Source organism: Brevundimonas sp. (genome assembly GCF_041648115.1).
Classification (GTDB): Bacteria; Pseudomonadota; Alphaproteobacteria; order Caulobacterales; family Caulobacteraceae; genus Brevundimonas.
The window spans coordinates 91,915-107,040 of the sequence record NZ_JBAZPR010000012.1 but is presented as its reverse complement, the minus strand read 5'-3'; the positions used below and the strand labels follow the sequence as shown (position 1 = coordinate 107,040).

Sequence of the window (15,126 nt, the reverse complement as noted above, 5' to 3'; positions counted from 1 at the left end):
ACCATGCCGTGAAGCTGGGTCTTGCGCCACCTTTTCGTGGCTGCGGCGTTGTGCTGCATGACAGCTTATGGCCAAGCTCTAGCCCTCAGGAGACAAGCCCATGATCGTTCGCCCTTCCCTTTGTGTCGTCATGCTGACAGCTGTGGCGCTGACCGGCGCGGTCCAGGCGCAGACGACCCCGGCCGCCCCCTACGCAGCGCCCGATCCCTATCGCGATCAGCGCACCCTGCCCGATCCGGCGGATCCTAACAGCCGAGACGCCCTGCTTATGGCACGGGGCGAGGCCTACCACCGCGCGAGCGACGATCAGCAGACTGAAGAGGAGCTGCGCACCACCCGCGCCCTGAATGACGAGATCGCGGCCCAAAACGCCCTGGCCGACAAGGCCGACGAGGCCGCGCGTCTCGACTATGACGCCGCCTTGGCCCGCCATCAGATCGAGGTGCGCCAGATCGAGGAACAGGCCCGAACCGCCACCCTGGCCACCCGTGCGGCCCAGGACCAGTACGACCGTGACTACGCCGCCTGGCAGGAACAGGTGCGGCTGTGCCGGTCCGGCGTGCGCTCAGCCTGCGGGACGCCGGCGCCGTTGGGGCGCTAGGCTTCGCTCGCCTTCGCCTCGGCGATCAGGGCGTCGTCGATGGCCCTGGCGCGCACCGCAGCCGGTCGCGACGCGATCCGCTCGACATAGGTCTGGAAGGCCGGTCGGGCGGGCAGGCTCTTGAACATCAGGCCCCAGGCGATCTGGCTGCCGACATAGACGTCGGCGGCGGTGAACCGATCGCCCAGCAGCCACGGGCTCTTGTCCAACGCATGCTCCAGGCCATCGACGACCTGGTCGAAGGAGCCGTAGCCGACCATGGCGGACTTCTCGGCCGGCGGCAGCTGACCCAGCGACTTGGCTGTGACCGCCGCCTCGACGGGACCGGCGGCGAAGAACATCCAGCGGTAATAGAGGCCCCGCAAAGGATCATCCGTCGCAGGGGCCAGACGGGCGTCAGGGAAGGCGTCGGCCAGATAGGCGCAGATGGCCGCGCATTCGGTCACGACGATCCCGCGATGGGCGATGGCCGGTACCTTGCCCATCGGATTGATCGCCAGATAGTCGGGCGACTTCATCGCCGCATAATCGACCACGACGGTGCGATACGGCTGACCGACCTCCTCCAGCATCCAGCGGACGATCCGTCCGCGAGACATGGGGTTGGTGTAGAAGACGATCTCGTCGGTCATGGCGCGCTCTCCCATTTTTCCCGTGCCTACCGCGCTTCGCGCTGCTTGAGGCCGACTATTCCATTGGCCTATCGCTTTGCTGCTTGAGGCCGGTCAGCCCGCGACCAAACTCATGTCGCGCCGCGCCATCATGCGATCAAACTCGCCCCAGACGCCGTCCACGCCATGCCATTCGCCTTGCGTCGCCGCCTTGGAATATTCGGTGGCGCGAGCCTCGAAGAAGTTGGCGTGTTCGACGCCCGACAGCAGGGATTGCAGCCAGGGCAGCGGGTTTTCCGTCACCCCATAGACTTCCGGCAGCTTCAGCTGACGCAGGCGCCAGTCCGCGATGAAGCGGATATATTGCTTGATGTCCTCGGGGGTCATGCCCTGGACCGAGCCCATCTCGAAGGCCAGGTCGATAAACTTGTCCTCCATGTTCACCACCGTCTTGCAGCAGTCGACGATGTCGTCGGCGACCGACTTGGTGACCGCGCCCGTCTCCTTGTTGAAGGCATGGTACAGCTTGATGATGCCTTCGCAGTGCAGGCTTTCGTCGCGCACCGACCAGGACACGATCTGGCCCATGCCCTTCATCTTGTTCTGACGCGGGAAGTTCATCAGCATGGCGAACGACGCGAACAGCTGAACACCTTCGGAGAAGCCGCCGAACATGGCCAGGGTCCGGCAGATGTCGGCGTCGGAATCGACCCCGAACTTGCCCATATAGTCGTGCTTGTCCCGCATGGCCTCGTATTCCATGAAGGACCCGAACTCGCTCTCGGGCATGCCGATGGTTTCGAGCAGCAGGGCGTAGGCCGCGATATGGATGGTCTCCATATTGCCGAAGGCGGCCAGCATCATCTTCACCTCGGTCGGTTTGAAGACCCGGCCGTAGCGTTCCATGTAGTTATCCTGCACCTCGATATCCGCCTGGGTGAAGAAGCGGAAAATCTGGGTCAGCAGGTTGCGTTCGCCGTCGTTCAGCGTGGAGGCCCAGTCCTTGATGTCCTCGCCCAGCGGCACCTCTTCGGGCATCCAGTGGACCTGCTGCTGCTTCTTCCACATGTCGAACGCCCACGGATAGCGGAACGGCTTGTAGGCGGCGGACGGGGTCAGCAGACCGGCGCGTTCGGGAAGGATGATCGGGGTGATGGCGTTCATCGAACTGGACCTGAAGCGATTCCGGAGAGGCGTTCACCATGCGACTCTCGAACCCCGGCGCCAAGTCGAATTTGGTCTATGTTGCGTCACATTTTCTGACATACGCTATATCTGGTAGATTTGCCTCAGGATTCTGGGGAGGGAGCTGGGGACGAATTCACATCCTCCAGCCACGCTTGCGCCTCAAGCGGCCTGGGCGTCGGCCTGGCGCTCGGCGACCGCGTCGAACACGGCCTCGATGGCGGCATAGAGTTTGGCCTGGGTGACGGGCTTGGCCAGATGGCCGTCCATGCCAGCGGCGATGCAGCGGGCGGCGTCCTCGGGCATGGCCTCGGCGGTGACGGCGAGAACCGGCACGTCGCAGACGGGGGCTTCCAGCGTCCGAATGGCGCGCGTCGCGGCGATGCCGTCCATCACCGGCATGCGGATATCCATCAGCACCAGATCGAAGGACTGAACCGCCAGCACCGCCAGCGCCTGTTCGCCGTCCGCCGCCTCTGCGGTCTCGCAATCGGCAGCCTGGAGCATGATCCGCAGCAGGTCGCGATTGGCCGGATGATCGTCGACGATCAGGATGCGCGTGCGGCGGCTTTGCAGCGGCACGCTCTCCTCGCCCTCGACGGCCTCGACCACCGGCGCGGGGATCGTCAAGGTGAAGGTCGAGCCGCCCCATTGCGTGCTTTCGACCACGACGGCGCCGCCCAGGCAGGCGATATGGTTCTTGGCCAGAGCCAGGCCGACGCCGGCGCCTTCGTGGGCCCGACTGGTGGTGGCGTCTCCCTGTTCGAACACGCCGAAGACGCCGGCGCGGGTCTGTTCGTCCATGCCGCAGCCGGTGTCGGACACGACGATGGACAGACTGTCCTCGATCCGGTCCACGACGACGGTCACGCCGCCGCGCCAGGTGAATTTGACGGCGTTGTTCACCAGGTGATGCACGGACTGGCGCAGACGCCGGGCGTCGATCATCACCTGGCCCTCGGCCTCGGGCGCGATGGTGAGGGCGAACTCCAGCCCCTTGATGGCGGCCCATTCGCGAGAGGGCGCGATCGCCTCGTCGATCATCTGGCGCACGTCGCTGGCCTTGAGCGTCACCTCGGCCCCGCCGCGCGACACCTCAAGCAGATCCTCGACCAGACGCAGCATGGTCTCGCCACAGTGCCGAACGGCGTCGACCTGGCGCAGGCCCTCTTCGTCCATGCACGCGCGCCGCGACAACAGATCCGCATAGCCGGTGATGCCGGTCAGGGGGGTGCGCATCTCGTGGCTCATCATGGCCAGGAAACGACCCTTGGCGGCGCGGGCGGTCTCGGCGCGGTGACGTGCGGACACGGCCGCCTCGGTGCGCGCCTTCAGCCGCTCGACCAGGCGACGGCGCTCGGTGGACAGGGTGGTGATGGGCAGGGCCGTGCCGACGACCGACAGCAGGAACAGATGAAAGACGTTCATCTGGCGCATCACCGCAGGCAGGGCGTCCAGAACGGGGTCCGGCGTCAGACGGGTCAGGACGATCGGCCCATGACCGCCCAGTGTCGCGGCCCCGCCGATCGCGGCGACCATCACCACCGCACCCGCCGTTGTCGGGGGACACAGGCGGAAGGCCAGCAGGATCATGGGCGGGAAGATCGCAAACATGATCGGGGCCGAGGACTGGGAGAAGACCCACAGGCTGACGCCACCGACCAACGCCAGCAGGGCGGCGGCCTCGGTCAACGTCGCCTGGGCGTCGTCGCGGAAACGGTGGTTGCGAGCCAGCAGCAACAGGGACGGCGTGACGATCATCATCGCCAGCATCTCCATGTCGAACAGGTGGTGCATGCGGAAGCCCAGCGTACCCGGCACCCTCCAACTGATCAGGATGGCGACGCCGCCCGCCAGCAGGGTGCTGAGCAGGACCGCAGGCGCGGCGGCGAAGACGGCGAAACGGAACAGGCGCCAGGGCCGGCGCATATCCAGCGCGGCGCCACAGAAGCGACGCGCCAAAAGGACGGCGACGACCACCTGGGTCATGTTCAGGGCGACATTGGTGAACATCATCACGACGGGGCCGCCCCGCACCATGTTGCCGATCAGATTGATGGCGGCGCAGGCGGCCATGACGGCGACAGCCGGGCGGCGATGAAGTTGCAGCACAGCGGCCAGAAGCACGGCGTTCGCGGGCCACAGGACGGTGGCGCCGAAGGTGTTCATGCTCCACTGACCCACCGCCAGGCACAGGACGAACAGCGCGACATAGGCGTAAGGGGGCGGTCCTGCCGCCCTGCCGGCCTCATGGCGGAAGAACCGCCAGCGCCCGCCTTCTGCGTTCACCCACTTCAATCCCATGACGGAACAGTGACATGCAGGAGTTAAGGATCCCGTAGCGGTGGGACTAGGTAGAATTGCGGAACCGCCGTTCAGCGTCGCCGTTTCCTTGCCCTCGCAGGAAAGGCCCGAACCGATGTCAGACGTGATCGCCGAACCGACGTTCGAACCGCCTGCGGACGCCCTGGCCTTCTACGAGGAAAGCCTGCGCCTGCTGAAGGAAAGCGGCATCCCCTTCCTGCTGTCGGGCACCTATGCGGTCACGGCCTATACGGGCATCCGCCGCCCGACCAAGGACCTGGACGTCTTCTGCAAGCCCGGCGACTATCCCCGCATCCTGGCCTTCTTCCAGAAGCACGGCTACCGCACCGACGTCGAGGACGAGCGCTGGATCGCCAAGGTCTGGAAGGACGAGAAACACTTCTTCGACGTCATCTTCGCCATGTCGAACGGCACCATCGCCGTCTCCGACAGCTGGTTCAGCGAGGACCGGATCACCGTCTATGGCCATCAGGTCCAGATCACTCCGCCGACGGCCCTGATCCTGTCCAAGGTCTTCATCCAGGACCGCTATCGCTATGACGGGGCCGACGTGAACCACGTCATCCTGAAACAGTCCGACGCCATCGACTGGAAGAGCCTGCTGGATCAGATGGACCTCTATTGGGAGGTGCTGGCCGCCCATCTGCTGAACTTCCGCTTCGCCTATCCGACCGAGCGCGACCGGATCCCGCGCTGGCTGATGGAGGAGCTGGTCGAGCGGCTGACGGCCCAGATCGACCTGCCCGCGCCGCGTGTGAAGGTGTGCCGCGGTCGCCTGTTCAGTCCGCGCGACTATGTCGCCGACGTCGCCGAATGGGGCTTTGGCGACGTGGTCGGCAAGGGGCTGGAGGAACGCCACGACCCCGTCAACCTGGGCCACTGAGAGGACCGGCCGCCATGACCGATTCCACCCCCGACCCGCAGACCACCCAGCCCGGCCTGGAGCCTGGCCCCGCCAAGAAGATGCGCGTCGCCGCCGTCGGCGACCTGCATGTGGGCGAGGCCACCGAGCACAGCTATCGCGACCTGTTCGAACGGGTGTCGGACGATGCGGACGTGCTGTGCCTGTGCGGCGACCTGACCAACTACGGCAAGACGCCCGAGGTCGAGCGGCTGCTGGAAGACCTGAAGCTGTGCACCATCCCCATGGTCGGCGTCCTGGGCAATCATGAGCACGAGTGCGGCCAGCCGGAGGTGGTCACTAGGATGCTGACCGACGCCGGGGTCAAGATGTTGACCGGCGAGGCCTATGAGATCGACGGCGTCGGCTTTGCGGGCGGCAAGGGGTTCGTCGGCGGCTTCGGACGCTACATGCTCAGTTCGTTCGGCGAGGCCTCGGTCAAGCGCTTCGTGCAGGAGGCGGTCGAGGACGCCAATCTGATCGAGAATTCGATCCGCATGCTGCGCACCGAACGCTCGGTGGTGCTGCTCCACTATGCGCCCGTCGTCGAGACGGTGATGGGCGAACCGCCCGAGATCCACGCCTTTCTGGGCTCGTCGCGTTTAGCCGAGACCATCGACCGCTACGACAACGTCAGCCTGGTCGTGCATGGGCACGCCCATCGCGGCGGGCCGGAGGGGCGCACCAACAAGGGGGTGCCGGTCTATAACGTCGCCCTGCCCGTGCTGCGGACCTTGGGCGACACGCCCTATCGGGTCTTTGAAATCTGATCCGGGTGTAGGAGTGTGCCGTCCAGGGCGGATACTTTAGCCTTATCTCTGGTCGCGCAGCGGCCTGTTTCGGAGTTTCCCATGCGTCTTCTGTCTTCCGTCGCGGCCGTCGCCGCCCTGGCCCTGACCAATCCGGCCTTCGCCGCCGGCCAAACGCCTGCGCCCCAGGCGGCGCCCGCTCCCGCCGCAGCGCCTGCGCCGGCTGAAGACGCGGAAAGCCCGGAAGCGGCCGCTTTCGAAGCCAAGGGCGAAGCCTTCGGCGAGAAGATGGAGACCATGTCCAACGAAATGCAGGCCGCCGCCGCCCAGACAGACAAGGCCAAGGCCAAGACCGATCTCGACGCCCTCCAGGCGCGCTATCAACCTGAAGTCGACGCCTTCGCCAAGGAGCTTCAAGCCTTCGCCGTGACCCAGGGCGCGCCCGCCGATCAGATGGCCGCCGTCGCGGCGCAGATCCAGGGCATCCCCGCCAAGGTGCGCGCCGAGGTCGAACAGGCCGCCGCCGCGCCGGCTGCCGCAGCGCCGGCTCAACCGCAGTAAGCCGCGCCTTACCGCGATTTCACTTGAGACGGGGCGGCGCAGGGTCGAGTTTGCACGGGTCATTCAACGGGAGCCCTCCCATGATCCGCCTGCTCAGCCTGACCGCCGCCCTGGCTCTCGCTCCCCTGTCCTCGGCGCTCGCGCAGGACAGGGCGCCCGTCCCTGAATCCGCTGAAGCCCGGCTGGAAATCGCCTCGAACGCCTTCGAGGCTCGGATGGAGGCCTTCGGCAAACGCGCCGAGGCCATCTCCGAAGACCGGAGCCTGAGCGAGGCCGTGCGCGGCCAGCGCATCGCCGCCCTTTGGTCCGAATATGCGCCCGACGTCGCCGCCTTCACCGCCGAGACGACGAAACACGCCACGGAAATGGCGGCCGAAGCCCTGAAGGACATCGATGTCGACGCCCTGATCGCCGACGCCATGAACGACCCCGAAGTCAAACAGGCGATCGAGGACGGCATGCACAAGGGCGTCGTCACCGCGAACGGCATCGCCCAGAACAGCGCCTGGACCAATCCGACCCCCGAGCAGATGGAAACCTACAGCCTGGTCGCCCAATACGCTCTGGACCAGGCCGCCGCAGACGTCGTTGACGTGGGCGTCGAAGCGCCCGAAGCGCCCGAGCCGCCGCAAGCGCCCGAAGCCCCGGAACGTCCGACGGCTTAGCACCGTCTCCTCCCTGCGAAGCGGAGAGGGGGACCGCGCGAAGCGTGGTGGAGGGGCTCTTGAAGTCCCACAGACGCCAGTGATGCGTCAAAGAACCCCTCCGTCACGGCGCGAAGGCGCGCCGCGCCACCTCCCCATGAAATGGGGAGGAGACCACAGGTCGCCCTTGACCCGATCCACCTGAGCAGCGACATCGCGCCGCATGTCCGCCCTGCCCGTCGATCCGCACCTCTATTCGACCTTCCTCGGCGTGATGGCGGTGATGGCGATCACGCCGGGGCCGGCCAATCTGTTCGCCGTCGCCACCGGCGTCGAAAAGGGGCGCGCCTCGGCCCTGGTCGGCGTGGTGGGCATGAATGCGGCGACCCTGGTGTGGTTCGGCGCGGCGGCCCTGGGTCTGGGCGCCCTGGTCAAGGCCTTTCCCGCCGCCTTCAAGGTGATCGCCGTCCTGGGCGCCCTCTATGTCGCCTGGCTGGGGATCAAGGCCCTGCGCGGCGCCTTCGCGACCGCCGCCCAGCCTGACCACGTCGTCGTCAAGAAGGGGCGCAGCGCCCTGATCAACGGGTTCGCCGTCCAGATCGCCAACCCCAAGGCCATCCTGTTCTTCACCGCCGTCCTGCCGCCGTTCGTGGACGTGAACCGGCCCGTCGCGCCGCAGCTGGCCCTTTTCGCCGTCGCCGTGATCGGCATGGATATGATGTCGATGAGCGCCTACGCCCTGTCCGGCGCGGCCCTGTCGCGTCGCATGCAGCAGCCCCGGTTCAAGCGCGGATTCGGGATCTTCGTCGGCCTCCTTCTGATGACGGCGGCGGTGCTTATCCTGCTCAGGCTCTAGACGCCGCGACGCTTCGCCTTAGATTGATCGGGAACGCCGCCATTCATGCTCCGTTCAGCCGTCAGCGCGCCCGAATGGGCGATCAAGGAGTTTGATTTCATGAAAGCCCTTCCAATGAAGACCCTGGCGATGACGGTCGCCGCCGGCCTCGTGCTGGCGGCCTGCGCCACCGCCACCCCGTATCAGCCCGCCGGCTTCAACGGTCAGCGCGGCGGCTATGCCGAACAGCGTCTGGAAAACAACCGTTTCCGGGTCACCTTCTCCGGCAACTCGCTGACGTCGCGCGAGCAGGTCGAGCAATCGCTGCTGCTGCGCTCGGCCGAACTGACGGTCGAAAGCGGCTTCGACTGGTTCGCCACCGTCAATCGCGCCACCGACCGCGACACCCGCTTCGTCGGCACGCCCGATCCGTTCTATTCGGGCTACAACAGCTTCTACAGCCCCCACTGGGGTCCGTCATGGCGCTACCATCGCGGCGGCTTCTGGAGCCCGTGGGACCGTTACGGCCCGTGGGGCGTCAACAACTTCGATGTTCGCCAGGTCGAGCGTTTCGAAGCCAACGCCGAGATCGTGATGGGCCGTGGACCCAAGCCCGCCAACGACCCTAACGCCTTCGACGCCCGCGACGTGGTCCAGAACCTGGGCTCGCAGGTCACGCGGCCGGCGGCTTGAACGCGTCGTCTCCTCCCTGTTCGCGCAGCGAATGGGGAGGAGAGATTCAAAGCATCAACCCACGCGCGGCGACTTCAGCCGGCGCTTGTTCGAATGGGTCGCGGGCGCCGCGCCCAGATCCTCGGGCACCTCGCCTTTGAAGTAAAACCGCTGCCACGCCTCCTTGGCCGCATCGGGGTCGCCGCTGCCGAGGCGTTGATTGAAGTCGGTGCGCGACCGGTTCCAGGCCTCGAACTGGCCCTTCATCACCGGGTTGGATTCCAGCGTGCGGATGATCGGCTGGAACTGCTCCACCTTCTTATGTTCGATCAGATTGATGAAGCAGAAGGGCTCGCCCTTCTCGAAGGCGATCCGACCCGGCCGGGTGAAGATCCAGTTCATCGTGAAGGGGAAGGGCAGCCAGTCGGTCTCGATCAGGCCGACCAGGGGCTGGATCCCGTCCTTCACATGGTTGGGCGACCCCGAGCACATCATCCCCCAGCCCGGCGGCGTGCGGAACAGATATTGCGGGTGCATGGTCAGGACGCCGCGCGAGAAGTGCGAGGTGACGAAATGGTCCAGGTCGTGCTGGGGCCGGTCCGGCGTGATGACGATGTCTTCCTGACGCGGGCCGCCGTTCCACTCGGCCGAGAAGCCGAACGGGCACAGGATCTCCCACCCCGTGGTGTTGGCCATGTTCAGCGGCAAGCAGCGATAAGGGTGGCGGCTGATGAAGGCGTCCATCCAGTTGCGCGACTGGCGGCCGGGCACGAGGTCCGGCGGCCGCGCCGTCATCGGATAGCATTCCAGTTCCAGCGGGCGCGTCTGCACGGTATCGACCATGATCATTTCCTAACGCCCGAAACCCGACGGCTCAACCATGACTGACGAACCTGCCCCCACACCGGCGTTCGACCGCGAGACATTGACCGTCTGGCTGAAGGCGAACGGCGTGGATCAGGTCACCCACGACCACCCGGCCGTCTTCCGCGTCGAGGAGGGTCTGGACCTCAAGGCCGACCTGCCCGGCGCCCACACCAAGAACCTGTTCCTCAAGGATCACAAAGGCCGCCTGTGGCTGATCTCGGCCCGCCAGGACACGGTCATCGACCTGAAGCGCGCCGCCGCTGTCATGGGGTCGGGCCGCCTATCGTTCGGAAACGAGACCCTGATGTGGGAGACGCTGGGCGTCCGCCCCGGCTCGGTCACGGCCCTGGGCCTGATCAACGACATCGACCACCGCGTGACCTTCGTCCTGGACCGGCGCCTGTGGGACGCCGACATCGTCAACTTCCATCCCCTGACCAATACGGCGACGACGGCGCTGGATCAGAGAGCGTTCCGGCGGGTGCTGGCGTTGCTGGTGCGTGAGCCGGTGGTGGTGGATTTCGGGAAGCTGGACTGAAGCAAGCCTCAGAACGCATATAGTATGAAGCAGATGAGGAGCGTTGTTTTGCCGCCAGAAATCGAAGTCGCTCGGGCTATCTCTGAGATATTCTCCGCTTTGGAACGACTTCATACGCATGGCGCAAACGACGCCTCGGGCAGTCGAGTACGTAGAGAAGCTGTTCATTTTCTTTGGGAGCTTCGTCACGGGCCGAAGTTGGCCGAAAGTCGCCCTCACTCGGTTGCTGCTCGGGAGCAACGACGTTCGGGCCTTACAATCGGTCTGGAATATGATCACTCCATCCCGGTCTCATGCTTTATGCCCGAGTTGAGAAGGGCGGCTGAAACGCCCGAGCAAATGCTTTTGGCTCTCAGAACATTCGTGCGGCCGGTGATACTCACCTCTGAGGAACACCGTTTCCTTGCAGAACGAGGCCTTCGTTCGAAAATGCCAAGTAAATGCGGGTTGAAAGACTCGTTTGCTCGATACCGCGAAGTTGGAATAACGATCGAAAGTACAGCGCTTTAGACGCAGCGATCCGGCCCCGGCGCGAAGGAAATCGACTCCTAGCGTTGCCTTTGCGCCGTCGTCACCGCCTGACCGCCATCGAAGATGGTAACAACGTCGCCGTCGAAGGCGAACTGCAGATCCCGGTCGGTCGCGGCGAAGCGTGCATCGCTGATCGGGAAGAGGGCCAGCGACAGATTGCCGGACTGCATCCGCAAGCCCTGTCCCTCGACCGACAGGATCACGTCGCCGAAGTCCGACGACCGATACCGACCCGCGAATGACGGCAGCCTCGCTGCATCGAACGCCGCATCGACGGGCGGCGGGGCATAGGGCGGCGGGCCGTGGTCGTAGCTGACCACGCGGGCCATCCGCCATCGCCCGTCTTCCCGGCGCCAGACATCGGCGAACCGGGCGTGGGCGCTGATGTGTTCGGCCTTGCCGTCCTGCCTGACGTAGAACTGATGGTCGCCGACGAGGAAGATGTTTGGTCCGCCAGCGGGAAGGCCTGGACCGTCCCTTCGACGACCTGGCGGCGCAGATGCTGGCCCGGCGTCCCGCACGGCCCATTCATCAGCGAGGCGACGATGGCGTCGCGCCCGCGCGTCAGGCCCGTGATGTCGTGATAGAACTCCGCGTCCTCGGTAAAGGCGTCCGCCATCCGATCACGGTCGCAGACATTATGGGCGGCCCAGAAGGCCTCGTCCGCCCGTTCCACCTCAGCGGCGGGCGTCGCGGCAGGATCGGAACCCGTCGCCCCGCCTGCCAGGGATGCCGCAAGGATCGCCGCGATGATGATCATGTCTTCTCACTCGAAACTCAGGCTCGGAGGATAGGAGACGTCGAGCGACCCGAACGGATGCTGCGCCGCCCATTATCCTCGCGGCGGCCTTGACCGCTTGAACCTCACGACCGAGGCCCCATCTCCCAAACGAGGGCGAGAAGCGGGGGCAGCGAAGGGTGATTTCGGACGAATTAGACGAATTAGACGGTGTTTTTCGCAGCGACCGTCTGAAATCCCGGCGCGACCAATTCGCCGCTTGATGCCGACGCATCCCGACGCCATCTGAACCGTTGAACCTGACTGATCTTTCTGCGCGGACCTCGCCCATGACCCTGCTCGACCCGACCCTGAACCCCGAGACCTCCGGCGACCTGATCAAGGAAGGCACCGACGCCTCCTTCATGACCGACGTGATCGAGGCGTCGAAGCATCAGCCGGTCATCGTCGATTTCTGGGCGACCTGGTGCGGGCCGTGCCGGACCCTGGGACCGGCGCTGGAGAAGGGCGTGCGCGCCGCCAAGGGGGCGGTGAAAATGGTCAAGATCGATGTGGACGCCAACCCGGCCTATGCGGGCCAGCTGCGGGTGCAGTCGATCCCGACGGTCTACGCCTTCGTCGATGGTCAGCCGGTCGATGGCTTCCAGGGCGCCATCCCCGACAGCCAGATCAAGGCCTTCATCGACAAGCTGACCGGCGGTCAGGGCGGCTCGACCGAGACGGCGCAACTGCTGGAGCTGGGCGAGGAGTCGCTGGGTCTGAACGACTTCGGCGGCGCGGCCCAGGCTTTCGCCCACGTCCTGTCGATAGAGCCCGAGAACGAAAAGGCCATCGCCGGCATGGCGCGGGTCTATCTGGGCGGCGGCGACCACGAACAGGCGCTGCAAACCATCGCCATGGCGCCGCAGGACTCCAAGGAGCCGACGGTCCAGAGCGTGCGCGCCCAACTGGCCCTGGCGGCGAAAGCCCCGTCAGGCGCTTCGTCCGAACTGGAAGCCAAGGTCGCGGCCGATCCGAACGATCACCAGGCCCGGTTCGATCTCGCGGAGGCCCAGAGCGCGGCCGGCGATTTCCAGGGCGCGGTCGACAATCTGCTGTCCATCATCAAGGCCGACCGCGAGTGGAACGAACAGGCGGCGCGCAAGCAGTTGCTGGTCATCTTCGAAGCGGCGGGCGTCAGTTCCGACGTGGCCAAGGACGGGCGGCGCCGCCTGTCGTCGATCCTGTTTTCGTAGGCTCATTAGGCGGGCCTCAAGTAGCGCGAAGCGCGATAGGCCCAAGGAGAAATAATGCCCCAGGGCTATGTTCGAGCGCTAGACCTGCCGCAGGTGATCCCGGTGTTCCCGCTGGGCGGGACCATCCTGCTGCCGCGCGGGCAGTTGCCGCTGAACATCTTCGAGCCGCGCTATCTGAACATGGTGGACGACGCCATGGCGGGGGATCGGATCATCGGCCTGGTTCAGCCCAATGGCGGAACCCCTGCCCTGCCCAGCCTGTCGCCGATCGGCTGCGCCGGCCGGATCACCAGCTTCGCCGAGACCTCGGATGGCCGCTATCTGATCACCCTGACCGGCGTATCGCGGTTCCGCATCGCCGCCGAGATGCCATCCAAGGCGCCGTATCGCCAGATCCGCGCCGCCTTCGAGGCCTATGAATCCGATCTGGCGTCTCCGCCCGAGGAGCCGGACTTCGACCGCGAAGCCTTTCTGGACGCCCTGCGGGCCTATATGGCCCACCGCCTGCTGGACATCGACTGGGAGACGGCCGAGAGCGCGCCGATGGAGGCCCTGGTCAACAGCCTGTCGATGGCCCTGCCGTTCGAACCGGCCGAGAAACAGGCGCTGCTGGAGGCCATGGGCCTGATGCCCCGCGCCGAGGCCCTGACCGCCCTGCTCCGCATCGACGCCGCCGACGCCGGTGACGACGCCGCGCCGTCCATGCAGTAGCGCGATGCAGCAAGCCCCCCTACAACGGCCTCAAGTAGCGCCAGCGCGATAGGCCCAAAAAATGAGTGACGCCTTCAACACCCCTGTTTCGGTCGATCCGCGCCTGCTCGAAGTGCTGGTCTGCCCGGTCACACGCGGCAAGCTGACCTACGACCGCGACGCGGGCGAGCTGATCTCTGCCGGTGCCAAACTGGCCTATCCGATCCGCGAGGGCGTGCCGATCATGCTGGCCGAGGAAGCGCGTCAGCTGGATTGATTTCTCGCCTACCCTCCCCTCGTCATCCTCGCCCTTGTGGCGAGAATCCATACTCTCGGTTCATGTCGTGCTCCCCCGGTTTCGACGGAGTGTATGGATCCTCGGGACAGGCCCGAGGATGACGGGGTGGGAAAATCACTTTCACCCGTTCCCCCCGCGCCGAGGATCTGTTCATGCTCAGAGTCGCCATCCAGATGGACCCGATCGAGGCCATCGACATCGCCGGGGACACCACCTTCCTGATGGCCGAGACGGCCCAGGCACGCGGGCATAAACAGTGGGTCTATGACTTCCGCACCCTGGCGCTGGAGGAGGGCCGCCTCTACTGCCGCGCACGGTCGATCACCGTACGACGCGAGGTCGGAAACCACGTCGATTTCGGCGACTGGGAGACGCTGGACCTGGCCGAGGACGTGGACGTCATCCTGATGCGTCAGGATCCGCCGTTCGACATGGCCTATGTCACCGCCACCTATCTGCTGGAGACGGTGCATCCACGGACCCTGGTGGTCAACGACCCGGCCCAGGTGCGGTCGGCGCCCGAGAAGCTGATGGTCACCGCCTTCCCCGGCCTGCAGCCTCCGACCCTGATCTCGGCCGACCCCGTCGCCCTGACCGCCTTCCACAAGAAGCACGGCGAGGTCGTGCTGAAGCCGCTGCACGGCAACGGCGGCTCTGGCGTGATCAAGCTGCGCGCCGACGATCCCAATCTGGACGCCCTGATCGAGATCCACGCCGGCGCCAGCCGCGACCCGCTGGTGATCCAGAAGTTCATCCCCGCCGTGTCCAAGGGCGACAAGCGGATCATCCTGATCGACGGGGAGCCGGTCGGTGCCATCAACCGCGTGCCGGCTGCGGGCGCCGTGCGCTCCAACCTGCACGTCGGCGGCACCGCCATGCCGGTCGAACTGACACCGCGCGATCTGGAAATCTGCAAGGCCATCGGCCCGACGCTGAAGGAACGCGGTCTGATCTTCGTCGGCATCGACGTGATCGGCGATTATCTGACCGAGATCAACGTCACCTCCCCGACCGGCGCCCAGCAGTTGAAGACCTTCACCGGCATCGACGCCACGGCCCTGATGTGGGACGCCATCGAAGCCCGTTGCGCCGCACAGGTTGCGTGACCGCCACTTGAATTAGATTTCAGTTCATGGTTCGTTCT

17 protein-coding genes and 1 pseudogene are annotated in these 15,126 nt (G+C 65.7%); 12 read left to right on the top strand and 6 right to left on the bottom strand.

Translation table 11 applies throughout. From position 1 onward, the window contains the following. Positions 1 to 100 precede the first annotated feature (100 nt). On the top strand, positions 101 to 601 hold the full coding sequence (locus tag WC597_RS12555) for a hypothetical protein (RefSeq protein ID WP_372693629.1): 501 nt from the start codon (positions 101 to 103) through the stop codon (positions 599 to 601). On the opposite strand, the gene WC597_RS12550 is transcribed toward WC597_RS12555, so the two are convergent. From WC597_RS12550 to WC597_RS12540, 3 genes are all read right to left on the bottom strand, one after another. Then, positions 598 to 1,233 (bottom strand): glutathione S-transferase family protein, encoded by a 636-nt coding sequence (locus WC597_RS12550; protein ID WP_372693628.1) that lies wholly within the window; start codon positions 1,231 to 1,233, stop codon positions 598 to 600. The two genes, WC597_RS12555 and WC597_RS12550, sit on opposite strands and share 4 nt — an antisense overlap. Positions 1,234 to 1,326: 93 nt before the next feature. Next, positions 1,327 to 2,376, bottom strand: a complete 1,050-nt coding sequence (locus tag WC597_RS12545) for a ribonucleotide-diphosphate reductase subunit beta (protein WP_372693627.1) — start codon at positions 2,374 to 2,376, stop codon at positions 1,327 to 1,329. Positions 2,377 to 2,559: 183 nt separating this feature from the next. Continuing rightward, positions 2,560 to 4,686 (bottom strand): response regulator, encoded by a 2,127-nt coding sequence (locus WC597_RS12540; RefSeq protein ID WP_372693626.1) that lies wholly within the window; start codon positions 4,684 to 4,686, stop codon positions 2,560 to 2,562. 130 nt (positions 4,687 to 4,816) lie between these two features. Between WC597_RS12540 and WC597_RS12535 the strand changes: the two genes are divergently transcribed. The 6 genes from WC597_RS12535 to WC597_RS12510 all read left to right on the top strand — a co-directional run bounded on the left by WC597_RS12535 (position 4,817) and on the right by WC597_RS12510 (position 9,105). After that, positions 4,817 to 5,605, top strand: coding sequence for a nucleotidyltransferase family protein (locus WC597_RS12535; protein ID WP_135194406.1), 789 nt, complete (start codon positions 4,817 to 4,819; stop codon positions 5,603 to 5,605). 14 nt (positions 5,606 to 5,619) lie between these two features. Then, on the top strand, positions 5,620 to 6,393 hold the full coding sequence (locus WC597_RS12530; RefSeq protein ID WP_372693625.1) for a metallophosphoesterase: 774 nt from the start codon (positions 5,620 to 5,622) through the stop codon (positions 6,391 to 6,393). An 81-nt stretch (positions 6,394 to 6,474) separates the two neighbouring features. Next, positions 6,475 to 6,933: a translation initiation factor IF-2 gene (locus WC597_RS12525; RefSeq protein ID WP_372693624.1), complete on the top strand. Its 459-nt coding sequence runs from the start codon at positions 6,475 to 6,477 to the stop codon at positions 6,931 to 6,933. An 80-nt stretch (positions 6,934 to 7,013) separates the two neighbouring features. After that, positions 7,014 to 7,598, top strand: coding sequence for a hypothetical protein (locus WC597_RS12520; protein WP_372693623.1), 585 nt, complete (start codon positions 7,014 to 7,016; stop codon positions 7,596 to 7,598). Between the two features lie 202 nt (positions 7,599 to 7,800). Then, positions 7,801 to 8,433: a LysE family translocator gene (locus tag WC597_RS12515; RefSeq protein ID WP_372693622.1), complete on the top strand. Its 633-nt coding sequence runs from the start codon at positions 7,801 to 7,803 to the stop codon at positions 8,431 to 8,433. 99 nt (positions 8,434 to 8,532) lie between these two features. Further along, a complete protein-coding gene (locus WC597_RS12510; RefSeq protein ID WP_372693621.1) occupies positions 8,533 to 9,105 on the top strand; it encodes a hypothetical protein in 573 nt (190 codons plus the stop codon). Between the two features lie 54 nt (positions 9,106 to 9,159). Here the strand turns inward: WC597_RS12510 and WC597_RS12505 are convergent, their stop codons facing one another. After that, positions 9,160 to 9,927: a DUF6065 family protein gene (locus tag WC597_RS12505; protein WP_372693620.1), complete on the bottom strand. Its 768-nt coding sequence runs from the start codon at positions 9,925 to 9,927 to the stop codon at positions 9,160 to 9,162. Between the two features lie 37 nt (positions 9,928 to 9,964). On the opposite strand from WC597_RS12505, the gene WC597_RS12500 reads away from it, so the two are divergent. Beyond that, a complete protein-coding gene (locus WC597_RS12500) occupies positions 9,965 to 10,489 on the top strand; it encodes a prolyl-tRNA synthetase associated domain-containing protein (protein ID WP_372693619.1) in 525 nt (174 codons plus the stop codon). A gap of 548 nt (positions 10,490 to 11,037) precedes the next feature. Here the strand turns inward: WC597_RS12500 and WC597_RS12495 are convergent. Then, positions 11,038 to 11,349: a hypothetical protein gene (locus WC597_RS12495; RefSeq protein ID WP_372693676.1), complete on the bottom strand. Its 312-nt coding sequence runs from the start codon at positions 11,347 to 11,349 to the stop codon at positions 11,038 to 11,040. 188 nt (positions 11,350 to 11,537) lie between these two features. Continuing rightward, positions 11,538 to 11,780, bottom strand: a pseudogene (locus WC597_RS12490) (nuclear transport factor 2 family protein); the annotation flags it as partial. Between the two features lie 308 nt (positions 11,781 to 12,088). On the opposite strand from WC597_RS12490, the gene WC597_RS12485 reads away from it, so the two are divergent. The 4 genes from WC597_RS12485 (at position 12,089) to gshB (ending at position 15,088) form a co-directional block, all read left to right on the top strand. Beyond that, on the top strand, positions 12,089 to 12,994 hold the full coding sequence (locus WC597_RS12485; RefSeq protein WP_372693618.1) for a tetratricopeptide repeat protein: 906 nt from the start codon (positions 12,089 to 12,091) through the stop codon (positions 12,992 to 12,994). Positions 12,995 to 13,048: 54 nt separating this feature from the next. Beyond that, positions 13,049 to 13,705: an LON peptidase substrate-binding domain-containing protein gene (locus WC597_RS12480; protein WP_159847730.1), complete on the top strand. Its 657-nt coding sequence runs from the start codon at positions 13,049 to 13,051 to the stop codon at positions 13,703 to 13,705. Between the two features lie 61 nt (positions 13,706 to 13,766). Then, positions 13,767 to 13,961: a Trm112 family protein gene (locus WC597_RS12475; RefSeq protein ID WP_271164955.1), complete on the top strand. Its 195-nt coding sequence runs from the start codon at positions 13,767 to 13,769 to the stop codon at positions 13,959 to 13,961. A 173-nt stretch (positions 13,962 to 14,134) separates the two neighbouring features. Then, positions 14,135 to 15,088, top strand: a complete 954-nt coding sequence (gshB, locus tag WC597_RS12470) for a glutathione synthase (protein WP_372693617.1) — start codon at positions 14,135 to 14,137, stop codon at positions 15,086 to 15,088. Positions 15,089 to 15,126 lie beyond the last annotated feature (38 nt).

Bases quoted from the DNA above. Each gene is read 5' to 3' on its own strand.
- WC597_RS12480 (WP_159847730.1), top strand. From the start codon at position 13,049: ATGCCCCAGGGCTATGTTCGAGCGCTAGACCTGCCGCAGGTGATCCCG.
- WC597_RS12485 (WP_372693618.1), top strand. From the start codon at position 12,089: ATGACCCTGCTCGACCCGACCCTGAACCCCGAGACCTCCGGCGACCTG.
- WC597_RS12505 (WP_372693620.1), bottom strand. From the start codon at position 9,927: ATGGTCGATACCGTGCAGACGCGCCCGCTGGAACTGGAATGCTATCCG.
- WC597_RS12525 (WP_372693624.1), top strand. From the start codon at position 6,475: ATGCGTCTTCTGTCTTCCGTCGCGGCCGTCGCCGCCCTGGCCCTGACC.
- WC597_RS12475 (WP_271164955.1), top strand. From the start codon at position 13,767: ATGAGTGACGCCTTCAACACCCCTGTTTCGGTCGATCCGCGCCTGCTC.
- WC597_RS12495 (WP_372693676.1), bottom strand. From the start codon at position 11,349: ATGGCCCGCGTGGTCAGCTACGACCACGGCCCGCCGCCCTATGCCCCG.
- WC597_RS12515 (WP_372693622.1), top strand. From the start codon at position 7,801: ATGTCCGCCCTGCCCGTCGATCCGCACCTCTATTCGACCTTCCTCGGC.
- WC597_RS12520 (WP_372693623.1), top strand. From the start codon at position 7,014: ATGATCCGCCTGCTCAGCCTGACCGCCGCCCTGGCTCTCGCTCCCCTG.
- WC597_RS12555 (WP_372693629.1), top strand. From the start codon at position 101: ATGATCGTTCGCCCTTCCCTTTGTGTCGTCATGCTGACAGCTGTGGCG.
- WC597_RS12500 (WP_372693619.1), top strand. From the start codon at position 9,965: ATGACTGACGAACCTGCCCCCACACCGGCGTTCGACCGCGAGACATTG.
- WC597_RS12545 (WP_372693627.1), bottom strand. From the start codon at position 2,376: ATGAACGCCATCACCCCGATCATCCTTCCCGAACGCGCCGGTCTGCTG.
- WC597_RS12535 (WP_135194406.1), top strand. From the start codon at position 4,817: ATGTCAGACGTGATCGCCGAACCGACGTTCGAACCGCCTGCGGACGCC.
- WC597_RS12530 (WP_372693625.1), top strand. From the start codon at position 5,620: ATGACCGATTCCACCCCCGACCCGCAGACCACCCAGCCCGGCCTGGAG.
- WC597_RS12510 (WP_372693621.1), top strand. From the start codon at position 8,533: ATGAAAGCCCTTCCAATGAAGACCCTGGCGATGACGGTCGCCGCCGGC.
- gshB (WP_372693617.1), top strand. From the start codon at position 14,135: ATGCTCAGAGTCGCCATCCAGATGGACCCGATCGAGGCCATCGACATC.
- WC597_RS12550 (WP_372693628.1), bottom strand. From the start codon at position 1,233: ATGACCGACGAGATCGTCTTCTACACCAACCCCATGTCTCGCGGACGG.